The organism is Corynebacterium cystitidis, assembly GCF_900187295.1.
GTDB classification, from domain to species: Bacteria; Actinomycetota; Actinomycetes; order Mycobacteriales; family Mycobacteriaceae; genus Corynebacterium; species Corynebacterium cystitidis.
In genome coordinates this window covers 1,155,454-1,174,949 of sequence record NZ_LT906473.1, presented here as the reverse complement: position 1 = coordinate 1,174,949, position 19,496 = coordinate 1,155,454, and the positions used below count along the sequence as shown (strand labels likewise).

The following is a 19,496-nucleotide window of genomic DNA, read 5'->3' as shown; positions in this document are numbered from 1 at the left end:
TGTCAACCTTGAGTGTGAGCCAAAACCTGTAACCGATCGTTCTGGGCAGTACGAGGGAGTGTGAGGCGCGGCAGCGTGTCTTAAACGCCCCCGCGTGTCCAGGCTGGCGGAAGTACAGTGGACATCACCGGAGAAAAGGAGCGTGAGACATTGCCATCGACCGAAGCTGCCGAAGCTGTAGCGCAAACCAAATTGCCCGAAGATGTGTACAAAGCGGAACTGGCAGATCTTGTTGCACGCAAGGACTCGCGGCCACCAGGGTGGAAATTGTCGCCAGAGTCTGTTGTGGATTTTGTCTGCGGTGATGCCTCAGGTTCTATTTCGCCAAAGTTCATCGGTGAACGCAGTGTGATTGAGCGTTGCGTGGTCACGCTATTGGGTTCACGCGGGCTCATGCTTGTGGGTGAACCAGGAACCGCCAAATCCATGCTGTCAGAGTTGCTGGCAGCTGCGATTTCAGGCACATCGACGCTGACGGTTCAAGGCAGTGCCGGTACTACAGAAGATCAGCTGCGCTATGGCTGGAACTATGCCTTGTTGCTGGCCGAGGGGCCATCGATGCGGGCACTTGTTCCGTCTGCGGTGATGGCAGCGATGACATCGGGTGCAATAGCGCGTGTTGAGGAGATCACCCGTTGCCAACCTGAAGTTCAAGACGCTTTGGTGCCAGTGCTGTCTGAGCGGCGTATCGCTGTGCCGGAACTCGGCCAGGAAAACGTGGCCGCCCGCCCAGGTTTTGCGGTGATTGCCACCGCGAATTTACGTGATCGTGGTGTTTCTGAGATGTCGGCGGCGCTGAAGCGACGGTTTAATTTTGAACAGATTGATCCAATTGCTGATCGCGCCAAGGAAATCTCCCTCGTCGATACGCGGACCAAACAAGCCTTGGAGGATGCGGCATTACCACAGGAGATAAGCGCGGTTGATCAGCGGATTATCAACCTTTTGGTCACAATCGTCCGCGATCTGCGCCGTGGAGTGACCGAAGAGGGGTGGGGCGTGGAGAAACCGTCTACGGTAATGTCGACGGCGGAGGCCGCCAGTATCGCCTCGTCGATGATTCTGTCCAGCCGCTGTTTTGGGTCAGGCGGGCGTGATCGACTCAGCGAGGTTCCGGCGCACTTACTCGGTGCGGTTCGCAAAGATAATCCTGATGATGCGGCTGTGCTTCGCACCTATTGGGACGCGGTGGTGCGTCGACGCGCGGAACGTGAGGGGGTAGGCAGCCCGTGGTCAGTATTGTGGGACCAGCGACATGAATTCGCCTGATCCGCGTGTGCTTATCGACGAAATACTTCGTCATCCGTTCACTATCGTCGGTGTGCGTCATCATTCGCCTGCGTGCGCCACAATGGTTATTGATGTGGCCAACACAGTTCGGCCAACTGCGGTAGCAGTTGAGCTGCCGGTAGATCTGCAACACATGGTTCCAGACCTGGTACGCGGTGATCTCAGAGCACCTGTGGCGATCGCCGCCGCGTGGGACAGTGGGGCAGGCTTGTGGCCGTTTGCAGATTTCTCGCCGGAACTTGCCATCATGCGGTGGGCGCACGCACAAGGGATCCCGATTTATGCCATCGACTTGCCCGCCGGAACACCTCGTGACGATGAGACAGCCACCTACCAGGCAGGGTTCGAGGAGTTAATCGGACAAGATAACTGGGACCGCAACGTCGAGGGGCGTGCTCCAGGACAATCGTCGGAACGCGTGCGACGTGCAGCGATCGGTATCGGTGTCGCTTCACGGATGGCAACAACCGTGGATCGCCACACCATGCAGCGCGAAGTGTTCATGCGTAACCAGCTTGACCAGCTTGTCGCGGTGGGGCACCAGCTGCTGACAGTAGTTGGAAGCTTCCATGCGGCCGGCCTCGTCGAAGACTCCCAGTGCAGTGCTCACACGCGTGAAGCCGAACCGGTGAACGCATCATTGATCCCGTTTAGCTTTACCCGTCTTGATACCCGTGGCGGGTATGCCTCAGGGATCCGGGATCCACAGTGGCAACAACACGTGTGGGAGGCTCGCTCACCCCAGGACGTAGTTGATGCGTGTTCTGCAGTGCTGACGGATATTGCGCGAGCGTGCCGCGAATCTGGGGAGCAGGTAGGCACTGGTGAAATTGCTGAAGCACACCGCGTGGCAACAAGTCTTGCCACACTGCGTCACATGCCAGCTCCGGGACGTCTCGAGATCGTCGAGGCAGCAACAAGTGTGTTCGCTCAAGGCTCGGTGACTGGCCGTGGAAGAATCATCGCACAAGCCATGGAGAAGGTGCTAGTTGGCACATGCACAGGCCACCTACCAGACAGCGTCGAGCAACCCGCACTGGTCACTGCGGTGCGCCAAGAGCTCAAAGAGCTCAAGATGCCAACCACAAAGGTGATATCTTCGCTGCGGATTGAGCCTTACCAGTCGACCGGACTGCGCCGACACCTGATGCTGGAACGACTGAGCGTTGCAGGCGTGGACTATCTTGTTGAGCGCACGGCTACCGAGATCCGTGGATTGCCCGCGCGCAGCTACACGGCACGCGTACAGTGGTCGGAGCCGACGCAGCTAGGTTTGCACAATCTGGTGAGCTATGGTGCACGACTAGACCAGGCGGTAGACGCATGGTTGTGCTCCACGCTGCATAACAACCTGCAATCAGCAGGAACCAGCGGTGACGTCATCCTCCACAGCATTAGTCAGGCTGCCCGCACTGGTAGTCCTCGAGCGCTGCGCCTGGCCTTAGAATCATATGCCACTCAAGGTGTCACTCAGGCGACATTTACAGAAGTGGTGCGCGCCATGGAAACTATCGGTGCAGTCGCGCAAGCCACCCTCCCGTCTACCCAGATACTTCCGGCGCCTCTGATGAAGCAGGCACAACAGGTTGCGAAGCGGTGCGAGGAGGCACTGGTTCGCGAGCTTGCGGGAATCCGGCAGTCGGAAAATGAAGACGACGCACGCTTGCTTCCTCGTGCCGTCGCAGTGCTGGGCGCGGACTCAGTCACGGTGCGCCACGAGCTGACCCACATGTGTACTGAAGGATCAGCCTTGATGCAAGGAGCTGGCCTTGCTGTGTCCGCCCGCTACTCGGTGGAGACAGGACTGAACTCTCACGCTGCGATCGCTGGGTGGCTGGTAGGCGTGGCCACACCCGTTGGCCGCAAGCAGCTCCAACGACGAGTTACAGGATTCCTTCTGGCCAGTGGAGGTAGCTGGGTCGATGCTCCAGAGCTGGAGGCGTTTGTGCAATGGGTGGAGCAGTGCCCCGACTCCGTCTTCCTTACAGCCGCCCCCAGCTTGCGCACCGCATTCGACGACGCCACGGATGTGACCAGCCGCGAACAGTTCTTGCAAAACCGCGGGGTGGCCCACTCTACCTTCAACATTGCCCCGCAGGATTTGGAACGTTTTGCGCGTGTCGACGAAGAGATCCGGCAGCGGCTCACCACACTAGGTTTGGCGGATGTGTCCTTTCAACCAGCGACCCGCTGGCGGTTGCTGCTGGGCTTGGAATACAACAAGCTGGGCCAGCCAAGCTTCGACGTGGGTATCACCCTAGACCAGTTATACGGACACGCCGGTGGACGCGGCCGGGGTTGGCCTGCGCCACGCCACTGGGCAGAGAGGATTACCGCTCACTTCGGTGCCGATATGCTCGAAGAAATTGCAGGAGAGGCCGTCGAGCGGGGCAATCTGGACCTTGTCAGTTTCGCCGACCCGAGAAAGGTACGTGCAGACGCAGACGTGTTGGCCCAGGTGCTGGCTCTCCGAGGTGGCCTTCCCCAAGGAAAACTGGACGAACTACGTCCTATTGTTCGACGAGCGGTTGCTGAATTGAGCGAGAAACTCGCCACAGAAATTCACCCAGCGCTCAACGGTGCGCTCTCAACAACCACCGGTCGACGACGCTCCGCGCGGATCAACCTTGCAGCAACCCTGCGCCGAAACATGAAGCACGTCGCTGAGGTCAACGACCGCCCCGTGGTGGTGCCGGTCACGCCGCTGTTTTATCAACCCCGGCACGAGGTCTCCCCATGGCACATTATTGTGCTGGTTGATGTGTCTGGGTCGATGGCACAGTCGACCGTGTTCGCAGCGCTCACGGGTGCCATCCTGGCAAGCGTGAAAACACTTCGCATCAGTTTTCTCACATTCTCAGATTCAGTAGTTGATTTATCGGATCATATCGGCGACCCACTGGAGTTACTGCTAGAAATTTCTATTGGTGGTGGCACAGATATTGGTAGCGCCTTGCGTTATACACGTCAGTTGATCGACAACCCGGCGCGCACCGCAATCATCACTATCAGTGATTTTCATGAGGGATATAGCACCGGCGATTTAGTGGGCGAGGTGCAATGGTTAAGCGAGTCAGGGGTCCAGTTGCTTGGCTGCGCAGCCCTCAATGATCAAGGCGAAGGGGTGTATGATGTGGCGATGGCGCGGACGTTGGCAGAACGTGGCATGCGCGTGGCGACGATGACACCTTCCAAACTCGCCGAATGGGTAGCAGGGGTGCTGGCATGACCAATCTCGCACCGATTCGCCCGAGTGTGGCCGAAGCGCTGCTGGCACGAATTCCCCAGCGATTACGCGACCGCGCCACAACGATGACCGTAGACGCGGTGGATCGTCACGGTACTGCTGTGACGGTGGGCAAAGCTACCGTCACCATCACCGAAGATTCAGTTCAATGCAGCTGCCTGCTGTCGCCACAGTGCGCGCATATCGCCGCCGTGATTGCGGCAGCACCCCAGGCTGTAGAAGCTAGTGTAGAAGCTAGTGCAGCGAACACACCAACCCCGCCACCTCCGGTGGCAGAACCTGTTTCTGCATCGACATCGCAGGAGACTGCTCGGATCGTTGCCACACTCGACGAATTATTCACCGAGGTGGCACATACCGGTTTAACCGGCATGGGTGAGGGGCACCGCCAACGCCTAGCCTCCCTGACACAAGACGCCCGCGTGGCTGGGATTCACCGCCTCGAACGGTCATTGACCAGTATGATTGCCCAGCTTTACTCCTCCGATCCCGATTACGATGCGGTCACGGAAGCGCTCGTCGTCACGCACCGGTTGGTGCACAACCCGGCCGATCCTGATCTGACCGCGCGGGTGCGCCACAACTATAAAAATATTGATCTTGGGGCCAACGGGCGGCTGACCCCTCTCTGGGCGGAACCCGTCGTGGAACTTGGCGGTTTCGCTGGAATCCGCATCGTGTTCAGCACCCCCGATGGCCAGCTGTATTCCATCAGCAAGACCCCACCTGGAGAGGCAAGCAACGTTTACAACGTGTGGAACTCAGCTGTGCGCCTGGGAGACCTCCACTGCACCTACGCAGAGTTGTCACGGCGCACATTGCTGATCACCGGAGCCGCTGCCAGCTCCGACGGCAGCCTCCAGCGTGGCAAGAAAGCACGCGCCGTCCAAGGCGCCGAGGCGACTTATGAGAAGGTGCGCGACCGCGTGCTTGAGGGCGAACTAACATGGCATACCGGTGAGATCGGTACGGTCACAACTCACGGAGTACACATCGGTGGGAAATATCTCGATTTCACACCAGGCGCCAAACAGCTTGATTTAGACACTTTTAGCGCCTGGCTCACCGATCACCTCGGCGACACAGCAACATGTCTAGCAGACCGCGACAACCAACTTTTGGCACTGTGGATTGCAGGTCGGCGCTATCTTCCGGGACTGGATCGGCCCCGCCCAACACCGCGCCCATTAGTGGCATCAACGTCAAGCGATCAGCCTTTTGACAACATTACTGCCTCGCCACAAGACATTTTGAAAACCTGGGCGACCATCGCGTTTCGTGACGGGAGACAGGGCCTAGCCAACAGGTTCGCTGCCGTCACTGGCGATGCTGACAGGTTGGAGGAGTGTGCCGCACCGACGGCAGCACGACTGCTGAGACGCGCTGTGGATGGCAGCTGGCGGGAACATTGCTCGCTGGGGGTGTATTACTTGTATAAAAGCTCACAGGAAAGGCATTAAAATATGGCGGTTTTTGCAACAGTCCACACCAGCCGCAACAAGGCCACGGGAGCAACTGAGCAGGTGCAGGCGGTATCCTACGAGATTCTCGGCCACCGCGTCGTACAGCTTGTCACCGACGTTGCACCCGCTGTGGCTGTGGTCTCCGAAGTAGCCGACTCGGACCCAACCGTAACAGCTGTCGGATATGCAGAACCACAATCAGATGAATACCCTGCATGGGCGATCACACACTACCCGGAGTTCACCCGTGACGCGGTAACCTCAATGCAAGAGACCGCGTGGCTGCGCCGCAACCTGCACCTATCCGCGACCAAGTTAAAGAAACGAGCCCAAGACACCGGTGCTGCTCTGGCCGAAACAGCAGCGCAAATCGCTCCGTTGTTTCTCGAAGAAGCCGCCCGCATACTTGCAGATAACGGCAAACTGAAAGAAGCCCAACAGCTATTCGGGCAGGCGCGCAAGATCGAACGCGACAAAAACCTTGATAAAGACCCGCAACGTCATGCAAAAGCGATGAGGGAATTCGCACGCCTTGGGGCTATCGGCGCCCGCGAGATCAGCGCCGAGGCGAAAACCGCCACCTTCGACGAGCTGCTCGAACTCAACGCCTATCGCCTCAACGCCAAGCACACACCTCACAAACGGATGCTTGCTGAGCTACGCAAAGCAGCCAAAGCCGACCGACTCGACCCACAGGCAGCAGAGCTCGCCATCGCCGAAGCACTTGCACCGACACCGGGTTTTCAACGTGCAGGCCGTGAGCTTATCGACGAACTCTCGCCTTACTTCTCCCAGCTTTCAAACTGGCGCGAATTACTCAGGGCTGACTTCCGCGATCTGACCATGAAGCAAACCTTTGAGATTTGGGAAAACACGGGCTTGCTGGACAAAATCCGCGCGAACCCCAAAGAGCACGCTGCGTGGGTTCTGGAGCTGGTGGACAGCAATATGGCCAGCCCCCACCGCAACCAAAATCAAGACGGTCTGATTCTGGAAATCCGGCGTGCTCAGTTCCCTGACGGGATCAATAGCCCCGGCAGCCCTGAAAAATTCGAGCCAATCTTGATTGATGTTGTGCATGTCGGTGTGCTCAACGAGCTGCTTGCTCAAGGGATCCCGCTGCAGTATGCGCCCAATGCGCGAACCTTCATCACCCGACTGCCAGAGCGCACCGACAACCGCATGGGCCCTGCTACCCGGCTGGATACCCTTGCCAACGATGAAGACGCCATGCAGCTGGTCTACGCAAACTATGACCACTACCCTCAGGGTTGGTACGGATCCAGCATCGTCCAGCTGTTGCAATTTGAGGGCGGAATCGAGGTTGCGCGCCTTGCCCTTGAGCGTTACTTGGCCCAGCAAGAACAGGAAGATGCGACTGCTTTGGCTTCGCAGTCCTGGATCAAGCAGCGCAAGAAAAGTATTGAGACGATGGCGTTGGCCACGCTTAACCGCCACTTCCCAGAACTCGTCGACAGGCTTCTTCGCTTCGACCCAGTCTCGGCACTGGCTCGGCGGCTGCGCACAGGTCACTTTGCAGAGCTGACCTGGCCGACCTATGAGCACGCGATGTCAGAAATGCTGCGCAAGGGCCACCATGTCGACGCGATCTACGTTCATAGCTCCTATCCTGGCGTCACCATGATGGCGGGAGGAGATATCGCCTACGTGGAAGGCGACACTCTGCAGTGGTACACCACAGAGCAGGTCGCCACTGGGAATGATTGGCCACGGTGTGCATGGAAAGTGGGCGAAGATATTGTCATCATCACTCCGATCGGATCGACGTATGATGTCAACAGTGTGCACCTCCACTGGGTTAAGGCTGGCACTGAGTATGAGGTGCCCGTCACCGGACAATTTGAGCTGAGTGGAACTGAGACGTCATTTGCCGTTGATGGCGGAAGGCTCACCGCATCAGGGTTTCTTGCCGAGGGCGGAACCCTTGAGACTTATCGCTCCGGCTCGGTTGTCTACATTGATGGCGCATATTACACCGAAGACAACAACAGCTACTTCGCCTGGATTAATGGCCAATGGGCCCAAGTAGACCCGCCTGTGGTCAATGGCCAGCACAAAGGTTGGGTGAGCGAATTTACCGTCGGCACGCCCGAGTGGGGGTCACTGTGTTCGACAAGCTCGGAAAAATACCGCTATGGCATGCCGGAGCATGCCGATGTGCGCACAAGTGATGGAGCTGAATACCCAGACGAGATCGGGCTGACGGCACCTCGACCAGGTGGGGGACACTTCCTTTTTACCTACTCCTATCACAGCCTTCGCAGCAAGCAAGTCTGGACTCAACCGACGCTTGCAGGCAGGCACCACCTTGATCGGACTTCGACTGTGGCAACTGCATCCGCAGGCGACTTCACTATTCAACTCCCACTATCCGCAATTGGGAACTTAGTATCCCGCGACGAAGCTGCCAGCCGGGCGTTACGCGCCATACGCAACGACGATGTCCGGCGCATCTTCAATCAGCCGGATAAAAAGACTATTGCCTCAACCATTGGTAGCACAGATCCTGTGATCGTCGAGATGGTGCTTCGCACCGTGACGTCTGTCCATGAAGGCCTCGGTGGAATGAATCCTTCAGCACCTTTTGCATCTACCCGTGCCATGCTTGACTCAGAGTTCGCCACGCTTACCGACGATTCGGTGGTCACATCCGCGATCAAGGGCAGTGATCTTTCCCACGATCTGGGTCCACACGGCGCCTTTACCAGGTTCGAGGGCGCAGAGAATTTTCCACTTGCTGCCTACAACGCGTGGCGCACTGTCGAAGAAAAGGCCAGCTTTGACGAGATGCGCCAAGCCGAAACTATTCTGTGGCTAGCGGGTAATGAAGCAGCTTATGTGGGATCCCTGTTGTCACCGGTGACGCGGTCCTTCATGCCAAGTATCTCTCGGTGGCATGAATGGATCTCCGCGATGCGCACGCTGATCAACGCAGGAGTACTAGGCAGTGAGTGGACCTGCGTGGAGGTTGATTCAGCTACCAGAAGCAATATCCAGGCTCCAGGATTCATGATGTCCTCATGGGGAGCATGGCGTAACGCGTATGTGTGCGTCACCCGCTTAAGCGGTGATGAACTTGAAGGTTGCACCATTGTTCGCCCGGGGCCAGAGGCTGCTCTTTCCGCACAGCAATTCCACCGTGTACTCGATGTACTTGAACAGCAGCTCAATACTGACCACGCTGTTGGGCTTGAGGCGATGCACCAAGGAGACCTTGCAGAAATCGAAGCCAGGACGGGACTGACACCGAATATGATCGCTTATCAACTTTGCGGATTTCGGTGGCAATTCCTCGAAAATGAAACCGTGTTCGGCTTTACCAAAGCGCAGAAAGAAACCCTGTGGAAGATCCCACAGCATGGTCGCCGCAACTCTGGGACAAGTAGTGCTGTATCTGCAAAGCGGCTCGATTTTCGGCTCGCGGTGCTACCGGATCAGCCAGAGGATTTTGTGCGGGGCAGGCTCAACGTCGAGGGCGTCCACCAGTGGTGGTTGCACCTAACAGGGCAGGATCAGCACTAAGGATAAGAACGGAGGCCAAGCATGACCTGGATTGAAGGAAACAACTACGACTTCGCCCTTGACGCAGACACCGCAGGGGTGGTTGTCCGGAATAAAAAGGGCACGGTGCTAAAAACCGTGCCAGCTAAAGCAAAAGTAGAGTCCGCTTATGAAACTATCGATACCAAAGCGAATTTTCTTGAGCAGCACGCACGCACCTGCCGGGACACCGTACGCGCATGGCTTCTTGGGGATGTGACCGTACCTACACGCGTGATTGCAGCGGTGTGGGACGACAAGGCATGGCAAAAGCAGCTGGGAAACCTCGTTATTACCGACGGTGCGGCGACAGGTCTGCTGCGCCACGTCTCACCTGAGGCTCTTACCGTCATTGATTTAGACGGCGAGGAGGCAACCATGATTGTCGATGAGACCACCGTCGTGTCAATTCCGCACCCAGTGTTACTGCCTGATCTTGAGGATTGGCGGGAGTTTGCCATCGACCTTGGCGTGCAGCAGGAAATGGACCAGTTGATGCGCGATGTCTATCAGAAGCCAGCAGACAGAGCGGACGGCCAAGTTGTGCAGTCCAGTTTCAAAGGCTCCGAGTATTCACGCGCAGGCGCACTGATCGGACGTGCCCGGGGTGCTGGCTATAGCGCTACCTTTAACTCTATCGGGATGACCATGGAAGAAAACGGCACCACCGTTGGCGCATATCTCGAGGTTGAAGCCTGGGCCTTCGACGATACCGCCCACATCTACAATCTTCATTTCACCTCCGGGGATAGGGAAGCCCACTGGGACGAGATCAGTCACACGCTGTGGTCAGAGGCAGTACGCATGGCTAATTATGTGTACGCTGGCAGGACGAATGCAGAGGCCGAGTCACAATGACATCCAACGCTGACACTGCGATAAGCAGCTGGTTCGAGGGCGCAGACTATGACTTCGCCTTATCAGGCGCGTATGCCGATAAGATTGTCGCGCGCAACAAGAAAGGCAGAACACTGAAAAGTGTGCCGAAGAAAGCGAAGACTGATGAGGTATATCAACAGGTCGACGCACTGCGCAACTATTTTGCTGCCCACCACGATCGGTGCCGCGAAGCAGTCATAGCCTGGCTGTTTCAAGAGGGCCCTGTTCCTAGCGAGGTACTCGGTGCTATCTGGAAAGATTCAGTGTGGCAGCACTATGTGAAAGACTTGGTGGTCACTGCTGGAGGAGTGCACGGTTTGTTGCGCCATGCCGACGCCACCTGCCTCCAGCTGGTAGATCTCGACGGTGAAAGCCATGAGGTTGAGGTCAGTGCAAGCCAGCTGGTCCAGATCCCGCACCCGATCAAAATAGCTCAGCGTGATCAGTGGCGTGAATTTGTCATCGACCTTGGTGTGACGCAGAGCGTCGACCAGTTATTCCGCGACGTGTACCCGTTACCTGAAACGCTTCGTGAGCGTGAAGACGCAATGCAGGCATACGCAGACGCAGAGATCAACCCCGGTGGAATTCTTGCTGGCATCGCCCGCGATAACGGCGCAAAGTTCTCCACCCAGTACCTCCAGGTAGAAGTCGAAGAACAAGGCCGCCGGGTGCAAGGCCGGTTGGATATCTCTTTTGTCTCGCCGAAGGAGAAGGCTTTCCTGTCCTCAGTGTATTTCACAGCCGCTGATCGCAGTGTTCCACCTAGCGACATCGGCCCTGTCACGTGGTCAGAAACTATGCGCCTGGCCCACCAAGCGTACGCAGCCCGCACAATTGACAACACAACCGAGGAGGCTCACTCATGAGCACCCTTTCACCGATTGTTTCCCGCAATGAAAGCCCAGCAGGGTGGTCGTCGTTAAGCGCGCTCGATCATCACATCGCAGGCCGCACGCTGGTCACACTGACCACAGCACCCGAAGCGGTCCAGGCGACAACCGCGATTTTCGATGGTGAGGTTCTGGCGGTGCGCGAGGTAGGGCGAGTGCCCGCGGACACCGCAAGTTTTGTTGATTATGCGTTAGTGAACTTCCCCGAATACCGCGCTACGGTCACACGGCTGATGGGCGATTTGGCATACCTGCAGAAGCATATTCACAAAGCGCAGTCAGAATTGCGTGGATTTATCATGGCCCGCGCCGAGCCATTGATCGACGAGGCACCTGAGTTAGTCGCACCACTGTGCGAGGAGTGTGCCCGACTGCTCGGCGATGCCTACCAAATTAAACTTGCCAAGGAGATGGCCTCCACAGCCCGGCAGCTGGAACGTGCACACGGGCTTCCCATTGATCCGCACCGCCATCGCCAGGCAATGTCGGACCTGATTAAACGCGGACTTGTCGCGGTTAGGGAACTAAAAGCCGAGATGGAGCAGGCCTCTTTCGATACGGCTGTAGCCCTTGCAGAGGAGTGGTTGGGCGCAGGTCACAGCGCACACTCCACCTTCCTGAGTGACATGCGCAAAGCGGCAGCACGCGAAGGGCGCAACAAAGCAGAAACTGACCGACTAATCGGTGACTTGGTGCTCACCTCGCCGGGGCTAGCGGGTACCTCCCATGTGGTAGCGCTGAAGTTTGCCCCGCTGTGGAAGAAGTCTCAGTTTCGCGACACACTACTTTCGACACGATTCGTGCATTCTCGCAACGACTACTACCTCGCCCTCCTCGAGCGTGCAGGTGTACTTGCAGAACTACGCCGCAACCCGGAGCAACATGCCGCATGGATTGCGCAGCTGATACCACTGTTGGTCACCTCGGTGTCATCAGCGGCGGTGCGCGACGAGATCGCACGGGCAGATTTCTCTACAGTCAGTGAGCCGATTGTTCTCAACAATGCGCCGATTGGTGTGGTCAATGCGCTGCTGCTGGCTGGGGCACCGGTAGTCTTTCCCGAAGGCGCGCGCATTCACTACATACCATGGTCAAACGACAACGAACCCGATTGGGGAGTAACAGGCATCGTCGACCACGACCAAGCGCTAGATATCGTATTATCAGCGTTTAGATCTTTGCATGCGGACACGTGGTTTTCTGAACTATTCCCACGGCTTGGTGGCCCAGCCCTGCTCACGGCACTATGCGACCGGATTGGCAAACACCTACGCGACAGCACTATTGATGAAGCCCGCGCGATTGTGAGCCATTTACTCAAGGTCGATTGGGCAACTGTTGCCGACGAGATTCCTGGCGCTGTAGCGACGGCGTTAAATCCGGGGTGGAGTGAAGTATTAGCTTCAGGACTACGCCACGGTGTGCTCAACGAGTTGGACTGGTCTACGTTTGTGCGCACCTACCGTGATTTAGCCAGCCACGGGACGGTCGACGTGTCCGAGTCATCGCCGGGCGCTGTGTTGATTTCCGGGAATCGTGTGGCCTACGTCGAAGGTAATACTGTGTCCATGTTCGATATCGAACCACCCGATTTCATCTCGTCGGCGACACGGTATGGGTGGGAGAGCCAGGGCGATATCCTTGCACTGTGGCCAGTGGCGGTACCTGGCAGCTACCAGGTCGGGTGGCAGGGCATGTGGGTCGCAGAGGGCACCATGTTCGAACTTAGAACCCTCGATGGGTATGAGGAGCCACTGCCGGTTAGTTCGCGTAACGACGAAGGCTACCGCATCCTGTCTTCTGGCGCATTAATACCGGGTGACACACCGGACCGAATCTCTCTCAAAGCAATCCAGGACATCCCCAACTCTGAAAAACCTTCCCGGTTGTGGGCCGGCGTGACGGAATCACGGCTGATCGTGGATCGACCTGGCGGGGGACAATGGAGGGTGACCCATGATGCGCAGTCTCGCTACATATCAGCGCCGTCGATATGGGTTGAGGATGCCTCCAGCCCAGTGCGCGACATTGAGCATTGGAGGACCCGCCAGGTGGATTCTGATCCGATGCGTTGGATTCCAGCGGTTCTTCTTCAACAGCTTCCCGCCTGCGATGAGGCCGCCAGTAGACTGCTGCGCAACGTGACTGCAGATCAGGCACAGTTGCTTCTCGACGAGATCATGCCCGTCGCCGAGCTTTTAGACACTGAGCACCCAGAGCTCATTGCTGCTATCGAGAAACAGGTGGCCCACGTGCAAAAGATGCGTAAGGAATGTGGCGCTGTTCTGGCTACGCAGCAAGCAAAGCGGGCCGATCCCTTGCATGTTTCCGATGCAGTGGCATCACTGTTCCACTTCACCCGCTATGAATACATCCGCGCCAAGACTATTGATGCACGCTATGCACTAATGCTTGCTGGGTTAGAGCAGGACTATGACGCAACGACTAGCACAGGCACTCCGATACCGGTGTTTAATATCACAGGCAGGGAGCGCTTCCTCATGGGGCGTTGGGCATCACCAACGGCTCGTGCCCACACCGATCACACTGTTGAACACTGGCAGCAATGGACCACAATACTGCGTATTCTTGTACAGCGTGGATTGCTGTGCAGCGCATGGCATCGGGCTGAAACTACACAGTTGATTCCTCGTGACCTCGTTGTTTCTGATGCGATTGTCCACAGCAGGTTCGGGCACAGACAATTAGGTGATTATGTCTACCTGCAAGATGACCGCAAGACGATCGGTGGCCAAACCTTGACGCACCACAATGAGCCAGCAAACCGGCTGCGTAAGCATGAGATGATGAGCTTGCTGGATGCCGTAGATCAGGCTGTTGAAAAAGAGAAGAACAACCAGCCTGCTGGCCCGCACCCTTCCGACGTTGCCGCAATCACTGCTGGTTGCGGGTTGTTACCAGAAACCATTGAGTACTTACTCGCGGGCGCTCCTGAAACAAAGAAGGTCGATGACCTGGTCGATCTTTTCGGATGGTCTACAGCTGCGCGTAAGAATATGAGCAAGCAATTTAAGCTGGTCCGCGAACGAGTTTCATGGGGCTGGCCTGATTACACCTTAGAATTCTACGCGGCGGCTATTCCACAGGACGATCCTGCTTCTTTTGCTTACGGCAGACTCAACGTGGAGCGGATCATTGAGTGGTGGAAGCAGGTCCAGTGGCGGGCGCAGAACGCTTGATTCTGTGCACTACTCCGGATGCAGTGGTGCTACTCGCCACGGCGACTGCGGGTGGATTAGTAGATTCGTGAGCGTCTCATGGGTTTCTCCCAGACCACGCTTAGCACCTTCAGGTGTCTTTATCTCATCAGCCATCCAGATAGCACGGCCCCACCAAAAACCTGCAGCGACATCCGCCCAGGTGGGGTAGTAGTGCTGCAAGGCTTGTAGCGCGCGTGCTGAGTAGTCAAGGTAGTCGTCGACAGGCAACCAGCCCAACTCAACCGACTTTCCTCCGACGATCTCAATGCGCATGAGATCCCACGCTTTTGTTGTCAACGGCACACGTGGTGGCGCGGCTTCGGCAAAAGTTTTGCTAGTACGCAGATCCATCCAACAGTTGAACTGGAAGACAGCTTCGGATCCGCTCATGCTGTGGGCTGCTACTGCGCGGGCGATGAAGGATTCAAGGTCGCGCTTGCGTGCCTCCCACACTGCAGTCCGCGCGCCCTCGGCCCGTTCTAGTTCAATGAGTTCTTCGCCGGCGAACATGATGAAGTCGAATTCGGTGGCATGGTTGTACGGCCCAAGCAGAAGTTCCATCTGCGCTCGGGCGCCGTCACCGTCGGTAAAGCCCCAGGAGCGCTCGAGGGTTTTGCGATACAGCGTGTGGTTGTGCTTCACGCCAAACGCAGGTGGCCCATCAATGGGCCGGTCTTCTCGATACGGAGCACCGAAGGTAGCCAGACGTACCGCATCAAGGTCGGGCTCGTTCGTCGACCATTGCCACAGAGCTTTCGGGTCTTTGTGGAAAAACGATTCCGGAGCATCGAACGCCACACGCCGTGCAGTCGCAGCCATACGATCAACCTCCTCGGGCTTGAGCGGAAAGATTCTGATGGTGTTATTCTAGCCTGCATGACGGACGGTTCGGTTGACAACAGCGCGCCCCGATTCGCTGATGCTGCGCTTGCACGCGCTCAGGGTGATTACATCGCAACGAGGGTGGTAAACGATGTCGTCAGCGTCTGCAGGCCCGACGAGGTTGTTCTTGAGGTTGCCCAATGCGCACATCCCGGTTTTGAATCCGCGTGCGTAGCAACAAATCGGCACCTATTCTTAGGTGTTGGTCCAGGCCAACTTGATGTGGTCGACTTGGATCTAGTGACGTCGGTAAGCGCGCTTGACGACGACACACTGCCTGGCGCCCACAGCGTAGAAGTACGCGCAATGGCAGCACCCCTGGTGTGGCACGGTTTTGGGCCACGCGGAGTGGCGCGTATCGTGCACGCCGTGGAATGGGTGCTTGGTGTGCACCGCCAGTACCGCTCTAACGATCATCGCGTACCGATGCCACAGGTATATCAGTTTTGGCGTGATACGTACAGGTTGGCCCAGACTAGTAATTTGAGTGGCGATGCATTCGACCATTACGTTGACCACACCATGAGCAGAGTATGGAGCCGGCAGTGAATCAACAGAAATTGCCAGACGGCGCAGAGTATACGCCTGCACCTCAGGGGATCCATGGCCGCGATGAGGTGCACGTTGCCGAGGAACGTGCCACAACACGCTACGAGGATCCACAGGCTCGCCCAGAGGTAACCACACCGGGACAAGCACGCATGGCGAAAGCGAAGCCGTGGTTGGGTGCCCTGGGTGGCTGTGTGGTGCTGCTGATTCTGGGTGTTGTTGGTCTTTCACTGTTAGTTGCCATTCCACTTGGAATCTTTGGGTTGCGCGAAGCACTCTTTGGTGCGCTTGTCTTCGCTCTCTGAACAAGAAAAGACCTCCCCGTTGGGGAGGTCTTTAGCCGAAGAGTTGAAAGAATCTAGTCCATCTTGGTCTCGGTGCGGTCACCGGACCACTCGGTGTGGAAGGTACCTTCCTTATCGACGCGCTTGTAGGTGTGAGCGCCGAAGAAGTCACGCTGCCCTTGAACTATAGCGGCCGGCAGGCGCTCGGAGCGCAGGGAGTCGTAGTACGCCAGTGACGAGGTAAACACAGGTGCTGGCAATCCCAGGCGGGTGGCGTAAACCACCACATTGCGCCAGGAATCCATCAGGCCCTTGAGCTCATCGTTAAAGTATGGGTCGAGTAACAGGGATGCCAACTCTGGGTTCTTATCGTAGGCTTCCTTGATGCGCTCGAGGAAGACTGCGCGGATGATGCAGCCGTTGCGCCAGATCATCGCCATGTCGCCTGGGTTGATTCCCCAGTTGTACTCGTCGGAGCCAGCCTTGATCTCATCGAAGCCCTGAGCGTACGCAACCAACTTGGACGCGTAGAGTGCCTTGCGGACTTCCTCGACGAAGTCCTCCTTGGAAATGCCAAGGTCCTCGAAGGACTTTAGGGCACCGGTTGGTAGGTTACCCTGTGCTGCCTTGCGCTGATCGAGGGAGGAGGACAGCGCACGTGCAAATACTGCCTCACCGATGCCGGTAGTGGGGATGCCCAAGTCAAGTGCTTCCTTCACCGTCCAGCGGCCAGTGCCCTTTTGTCCTGCAGCGTCCAAAATGACATCAACCAGTGGCTTGCCGGTCTCCGCATCAACCTGACGCAGGACCTCCACTGTGATCTCGATGAGGTAGGAGTTCAGGTCACCCTTGTTCCACTCGGCGAAAATGTCTGCGATCTCAGCTGGCTCGTAGCCCGCGCCGAAGCGCAGTAGCTGGTAAGCCTCACCGATGACCTGCATGTCGGCGTACTCGATACCGTTGTGGACCATCTTCACAAAGTGGCCAGCGCCGTCTGGTCCGACGTGGGTGACACATGGGGTACCGTCTTCAGCCTTGGCGGCGATCTGCTCCAGCAGTGGGCCAAGGGTCTCCCAGGACTCCTTCGGGCCACCAGGCATGATCGATGGGCCCTTTAGTGCACCCTCTTCGCCACCGGAAATTCCAGCCCCAACGAAGTGGCGGTTGCGCTCAGCCATTTCCTTCTCGCGGCGGATGGTGTCATTGAACAGTGCATTCCCGCCGTCAATGATGATGTCTCCATCGTCCATCGCATCTGCCAGCTGGTTGATTACCGCATCGGTAGCCTTACCCGCCTGGACCATGATGATGGCCTTGCGTGGCTTCTCCAGGGAATTGACGAACTCTTCAATGGTTTCGCCAGCGACGAAATCGCCGGTCTCGCCGAATTCGTTCATGAAGTCTTCAGTCTTGGAGTAGGTGCGGTTGTAGACAGCGGTCTTGATGCCGCGGGAAGCGAAGTTGCGTGCCAAGTTGGAGCCCATGACTGCCAGGCCCACAACGCCGATTTGTGCGAGGTTATTATCTGTGGTCATAGTCTCAACCATACTCGTATGTGAGACTATTGTCAGCCGAATTTTACAAAAAGTACTACCTAAGTGCTTTTGGGTGCAGGAAAGAGAGATCCACGGTGTATGAAACCCTTATCAACGCAGGCCAACGCGCGCTTAACGACGAAGAACTGGCCGCTATCAACGCCCACCGCCCACTATTCGACACGTTTATTGGCCTGCAATTCAACCGAATTAGCCCAAAATTCGTGACCGGTGAGGTAGAAGTCACACCCAATATTCTTCAACCCGCGGGGCTGGTGAATGGGGGAGTGCTAGCTGCCATCGCAGAGTCTGTTGGTTCAACGGCAGGAGTGGTGGCAGCAGGTGCTCCGGTAGTGGGCATCAGTAACTCCACCGACTTCCTGAAATCCATCAAGCAGGGCCGAATCGACGTGGTCGCACGACCCATCCATCTCGGTAGGACTACTCAACTGTGGCGGATTGAAATGAGTAACGAAGAAAAACTGTGCGCCGTTAGTCAGCTCCGCACTATGGTCATGCCCACCTCGACTTCAGAAGAGGCCACGAACTAGGGCCACGAAGTAGCAAGCAACATGTACTAAATCCAGTCATTGCGTTTAAACCACCACAGCATGACTACCACCACTACCAGCATGAGCAACAACGCAAAAGGATAACCAAGATCCCACTCCAACTCAGGCATGTTCGCAAAGTTCATGCCATAAATACCGGCGATCAACGTGGGAGCCGCAGCCATACCAACTACTGCAGAAATAGTGCGCATGTCCGTATTCTGCTGCAAAGTTACCTTCGCCACCGACGCGTCTAGCAATGACGACAACCTCTCATCGAAGCCGCTGACTTGGTCGGTCACAATCAGCACGTTATCCTGAACGTCACGGAAGTAACTGAGCAAAGGCTTTGACAGCAAGTCCTTGTTCACACTCAAACCCGTGCGAAGCGCCGGGCCCAGAGGACCTACAGCATGACGCATTTCCAAAATCTCTCGCTTATACATGTAGATCTTGTCAATATTGATCCTCTTGCGCGGCGTAAAGACCTCATTTTCCATCTCATCGACATCCTCGGACAGCTCCGCAGTAATCCGGGCGTAGTCCTCCACGATGTTGTTGGCGATCTTCCACGCCACCGCCGCTGGACCTAAGGCAGCCGTTTCGGGCTCACGATCAAGAGAATCGGCAACGTCGGGAAGCTCGGCATTGTGGCGCACGGTGATAATGAAGTCACGTCCCACCAGCATCTGAACTTCACCTGTAGAAATAATTTGTCGAGTATCAACAACCTCTTCGTCATCCGTGTACTTGACCGAGCGCACCACAAAGAACAGCTGATCGTCGTAACGCTCCACCTTCGGCCGCTGATGGGCAGACACAGCGTCTTCCACAATCAGCTCATGGATGCCGAAGGCCTTCGCTACTTTCGTCATCTGTTCGTCACTGGGTTCATGAAGAGATAACCAGACGAATCCGTTACTATACTCACGGGCTTTCGCTAACGCAGCATCGATCTGAAAATCGCCTGCTAACCGCAATCCATCGTGGAACACTCGGCAGAGGTCGATGGCGCGCTCAACCGGGATAGAATACCGCGGAGAAGACGGTGCCGTGGATTCAGTTGTCTTGAGCATCCGACGAGGCAAACGAGGTGGCATGCCACGACCTTCCTGTTGTATACGGGCCCAGGAGCGCCAAA

13 protein-coding genes are annotated in these 19,496 nt (G+C 56.8%); 10 read left to right on the top strand and 3 right to left on the bottom strand.

The window, feature by feature from the left end; all coding sequences use genetic code 11:
* Positions 1–123: 123 nt before the first annotated feature.
* From CKV99_RS05545 to CKV99_RS05515, 7 genes are read left to right on the top strand one after another with little or no spacing between them, the layout of a single operon-like run.
* Entirely contained in the window at positions 124–1,269 is a 1,146-nt protein-coding gene (locus CKV99_RS05545) for an ATP-binding protein (RefSeq protein ID WP_408607559.1), read from the top strand.
* Positions 1,256–4,519: a DUF5682 family protein gene (locus tag CKV99_RS05540; RefSeq protein WP_092255498.1), complete on the top strand. Its 3,264-nt coding sequence runs from the start codon at positions 1,256–1,258 to the stop codon at positions 4,517–4,519. Before CKV99_RS05545 ends, CKV99_RS05540 begins: the two co-directional genes overlap by 14 nt.
* The gene (locus CKV99_RS05535) at positions 4,516–5,997 is read left to right on the top strand and encodes a hypothetical protein (protein WP_092255495.1); all 1,482 of its coding nucleotides are present in this window, start codon (positions 4,516–4,518) and stop codon (positions 5,995–5,997) included. Before CKV99_RS05540 ends, CKV99_RS05535 begins: the two co-directional genes overlap by 4 nt.
* 3 nt (positions 5,998–6,000) lie before the next feature.
* Positions 6,001–9,543 carry a hypothetical protein gene (locus CKV99_RS05530; protein ID WP_092255492.1) on the top strand — a complete coding sequence of 1,181 codons (3,543 nt, stop codon included), beginning with the start codon at positions 6,001–6,003 and terminating at the stop codon, positions 9,541–9,543.
* Positions 9,544–9,564: 21 nt separating this feature from the next.
* Entirely contained in the window at positions 9,565–10,419 is an 855-nt protein-coding gene (locus tag CKV99_RS05525) for a DUF4132 domain-containing protein (protein WP_092255489.1), read from the top strand.
* Positions 10,416–11,309 carry a DUF4132 domain-containing protein gene (locus CKV99_RS05520; protein WP_092255487.1) on the top strand — a complete coding sequence of 298 codons (894 nt, stop codon included), beginning with the start codon at positions 10,416–10,418 and terminating at the stop codon, positions 11,307–11,309. The genes CKV99_RS05525 and CKV99_RS05520 overlap by 4 nt, the downstream gene beginning before the upstream one ends.
* Positions 11,306–14,533 carry a Ger(x)C family spore germination protein gene (locus CKV99_RS05515; protein WP_092255484.1) on the top strand — a complete coding sequence of 1,076 codons (3,228 nt, stop codon included), beginning with the start codon at positions 11,306–11,308 and terminating at the stop codon, positions 14,531–14,533. Before CKV99_RS05520 ends, CKV99_RS05515 begins: the two co-directional genes overlap by 4 nt.
* Before the next feature lie 9 nt (positions 14,534–14,542).
* Here CKV99_RS05515 and CKV99_RS05510 read toward each other — a convergent pair whose 3' ends face one another.
* Entirely contained in the window at positions 14,543–15,373 is an 831-nt protein-coding gene (locus CKV99_RS05510; RefSeq protein ID WP_092255481.1) for a DUF1266 domain-containing protein, read from the bottom strand.
* Between the two features lie 57 nt (positions 15,374–15,430).
* Here CKV99_RS05510 and CKV99_RS05505 point away from each other — a divergent pair, with 57 nt between their 5' ends.
* Together CKV99_RS05505 and CKV99_RS05500 are read left to right on the top strand one after the other, a co-directional pair.
* Entirely contained in the window at positions 15,431–15,985 is a 555-nt protein-coding gene (locus CKV99_RS05505) for a hypothetical protein (RefSeq protein WP_092255479.1), read from the top strand.
* Positions 15,982–16,290, top strand: a complete 309-nt coding sequence (locus CKV99_RS05500) for a hypothetical protein (protein ID WP_092255478.1) — start codon at positions 15,982–15,984, stop codon at positions 16,288–16,290. The genes CKV99_RS05505 and CKV99_RS05500 overlap by 4 nt, the downstream gene beginning before the upstream one ends.
* Positions 16,291–16,343: 53 nt before the next feature.
* Here CKV99_RS05500 and gndA read toward each other — a convergent pair whose 3' ends face one another.
* Positions 16,344–17,804 (bottom strand): NADP-dependent phosphogluconate dehydrogenase, encoded by a 1,461-nt coding sequence (gndA, locus tag CKV99_RS05495; RefSeq protein ID WP_092255475.1) that lies wholly within the window; start codon positions 17,802–17,804, stop codon positions 16,344–16,346.
* A 95-nt stretch (positions 17,805–17,899) separates the two neighbouring features.
* Here gndA and CKV99_RS05490 point away from each other — a divergent pair, with 95 nt between their 5' ends.
* Complete coding sequence (locus tag CKV99_RS05490; protein WP_092255472.1) at positions 17,900–18,355, top strand: PaaI family thioesterase; 456 nt, start codon at positions 17,900–17,902, stop codon at positions 18,353–18,355.
* 26 nt (positions 18,356–18,381) lie between these two features.
* Here CKV99_RS05490 and CKV99_RS05485 read toward each other — a convergent pair whose 3' ends face one another.
* On the bottom strand, positions 18,382–19,455 hold the full coding sequence (locus tag CKV99_RS05485; protein WP_092255469.1) for a magnesium and cobalt transport protein CorA: 1,074 nt from the start codon (positions 19,453–19,455) through the stop codon (positions 18,382–18,384).
* Between the last annotated feature and the right edge of the window lie 41 nt (positions 19,456–19,496).

Bases quoted from the DNA above. Each gene is read 5' to 3' on its own strand.
- CKV99_RS05510 (WP_092255481.1), bottom strand. From the start codon at position 15,373: ATGGCTGCGACTGCACGGCGTGTGGCGTTCGATGCTCCGGAATCGTTT.
- CKV99_RS05515 (WP_092255484.1), top strand. From the start codon at position 11,306: ATGAGCACCCTTTCACCGATTGTTTCCCGCAATGAAAGCCCAGCAGGG.
- CKV99_RS05530 (WP_092255492.1), top strand. From the start codon at position 6,001: ATGGCGGTTTTTGCAACAGTCCACACCAGCCGCAACAAGGCCACGGGA.
- CKV99_RS05485 (WP_092255469.1), bottom strand. From the start codon at position 19,455: ATGCCACCTCGTTTGCCTCGTCGGATGCTCAAGACAACTGAATCCACG.
- gndA (WP_092255475.1), bottom strand. From the start codon at position 17,804: ATGACCACAGATAATAACCTCGCACAAATCGGCGTTGTGGGCCTGGCA.
- CKV99_RS05525 (WP_092255489.1), top strand. From the start codon at position 9,565: ATGACCTGGATTGAAGGAAACAACTACGACTTCGCCCTTGACGCAGAC.
- CKV99_RS05540 (WP_092255498.1), top strand. From the start codon at position 1,256: ATGAATTCGCCTGATCCGCGTGTGCTTATCGACGAAATACTTCGTCAT.
- CKV99_RS05520 (WP_092255487.1), top strand. From the start codon at position 10,416: ATGACATCCAACGCTGACACTGCGATAAGCAGCTGGTTCGAGGGCGCA.
- CKV99_RS05535 (WP_092255495.1), top strand. From the start codon at position 4,516: ATGACCAATCTCGCACCGATTCGCCCGAGTGTGGCCGAAGCGCTGCTG.
- CKV99_RS05505 (WP_092255479.1), top strand. From the start codon at position 15,431: ATGACGGACGGTTCGGTTGACAACAGCGCGCCCCGATTCGCTGATGCT.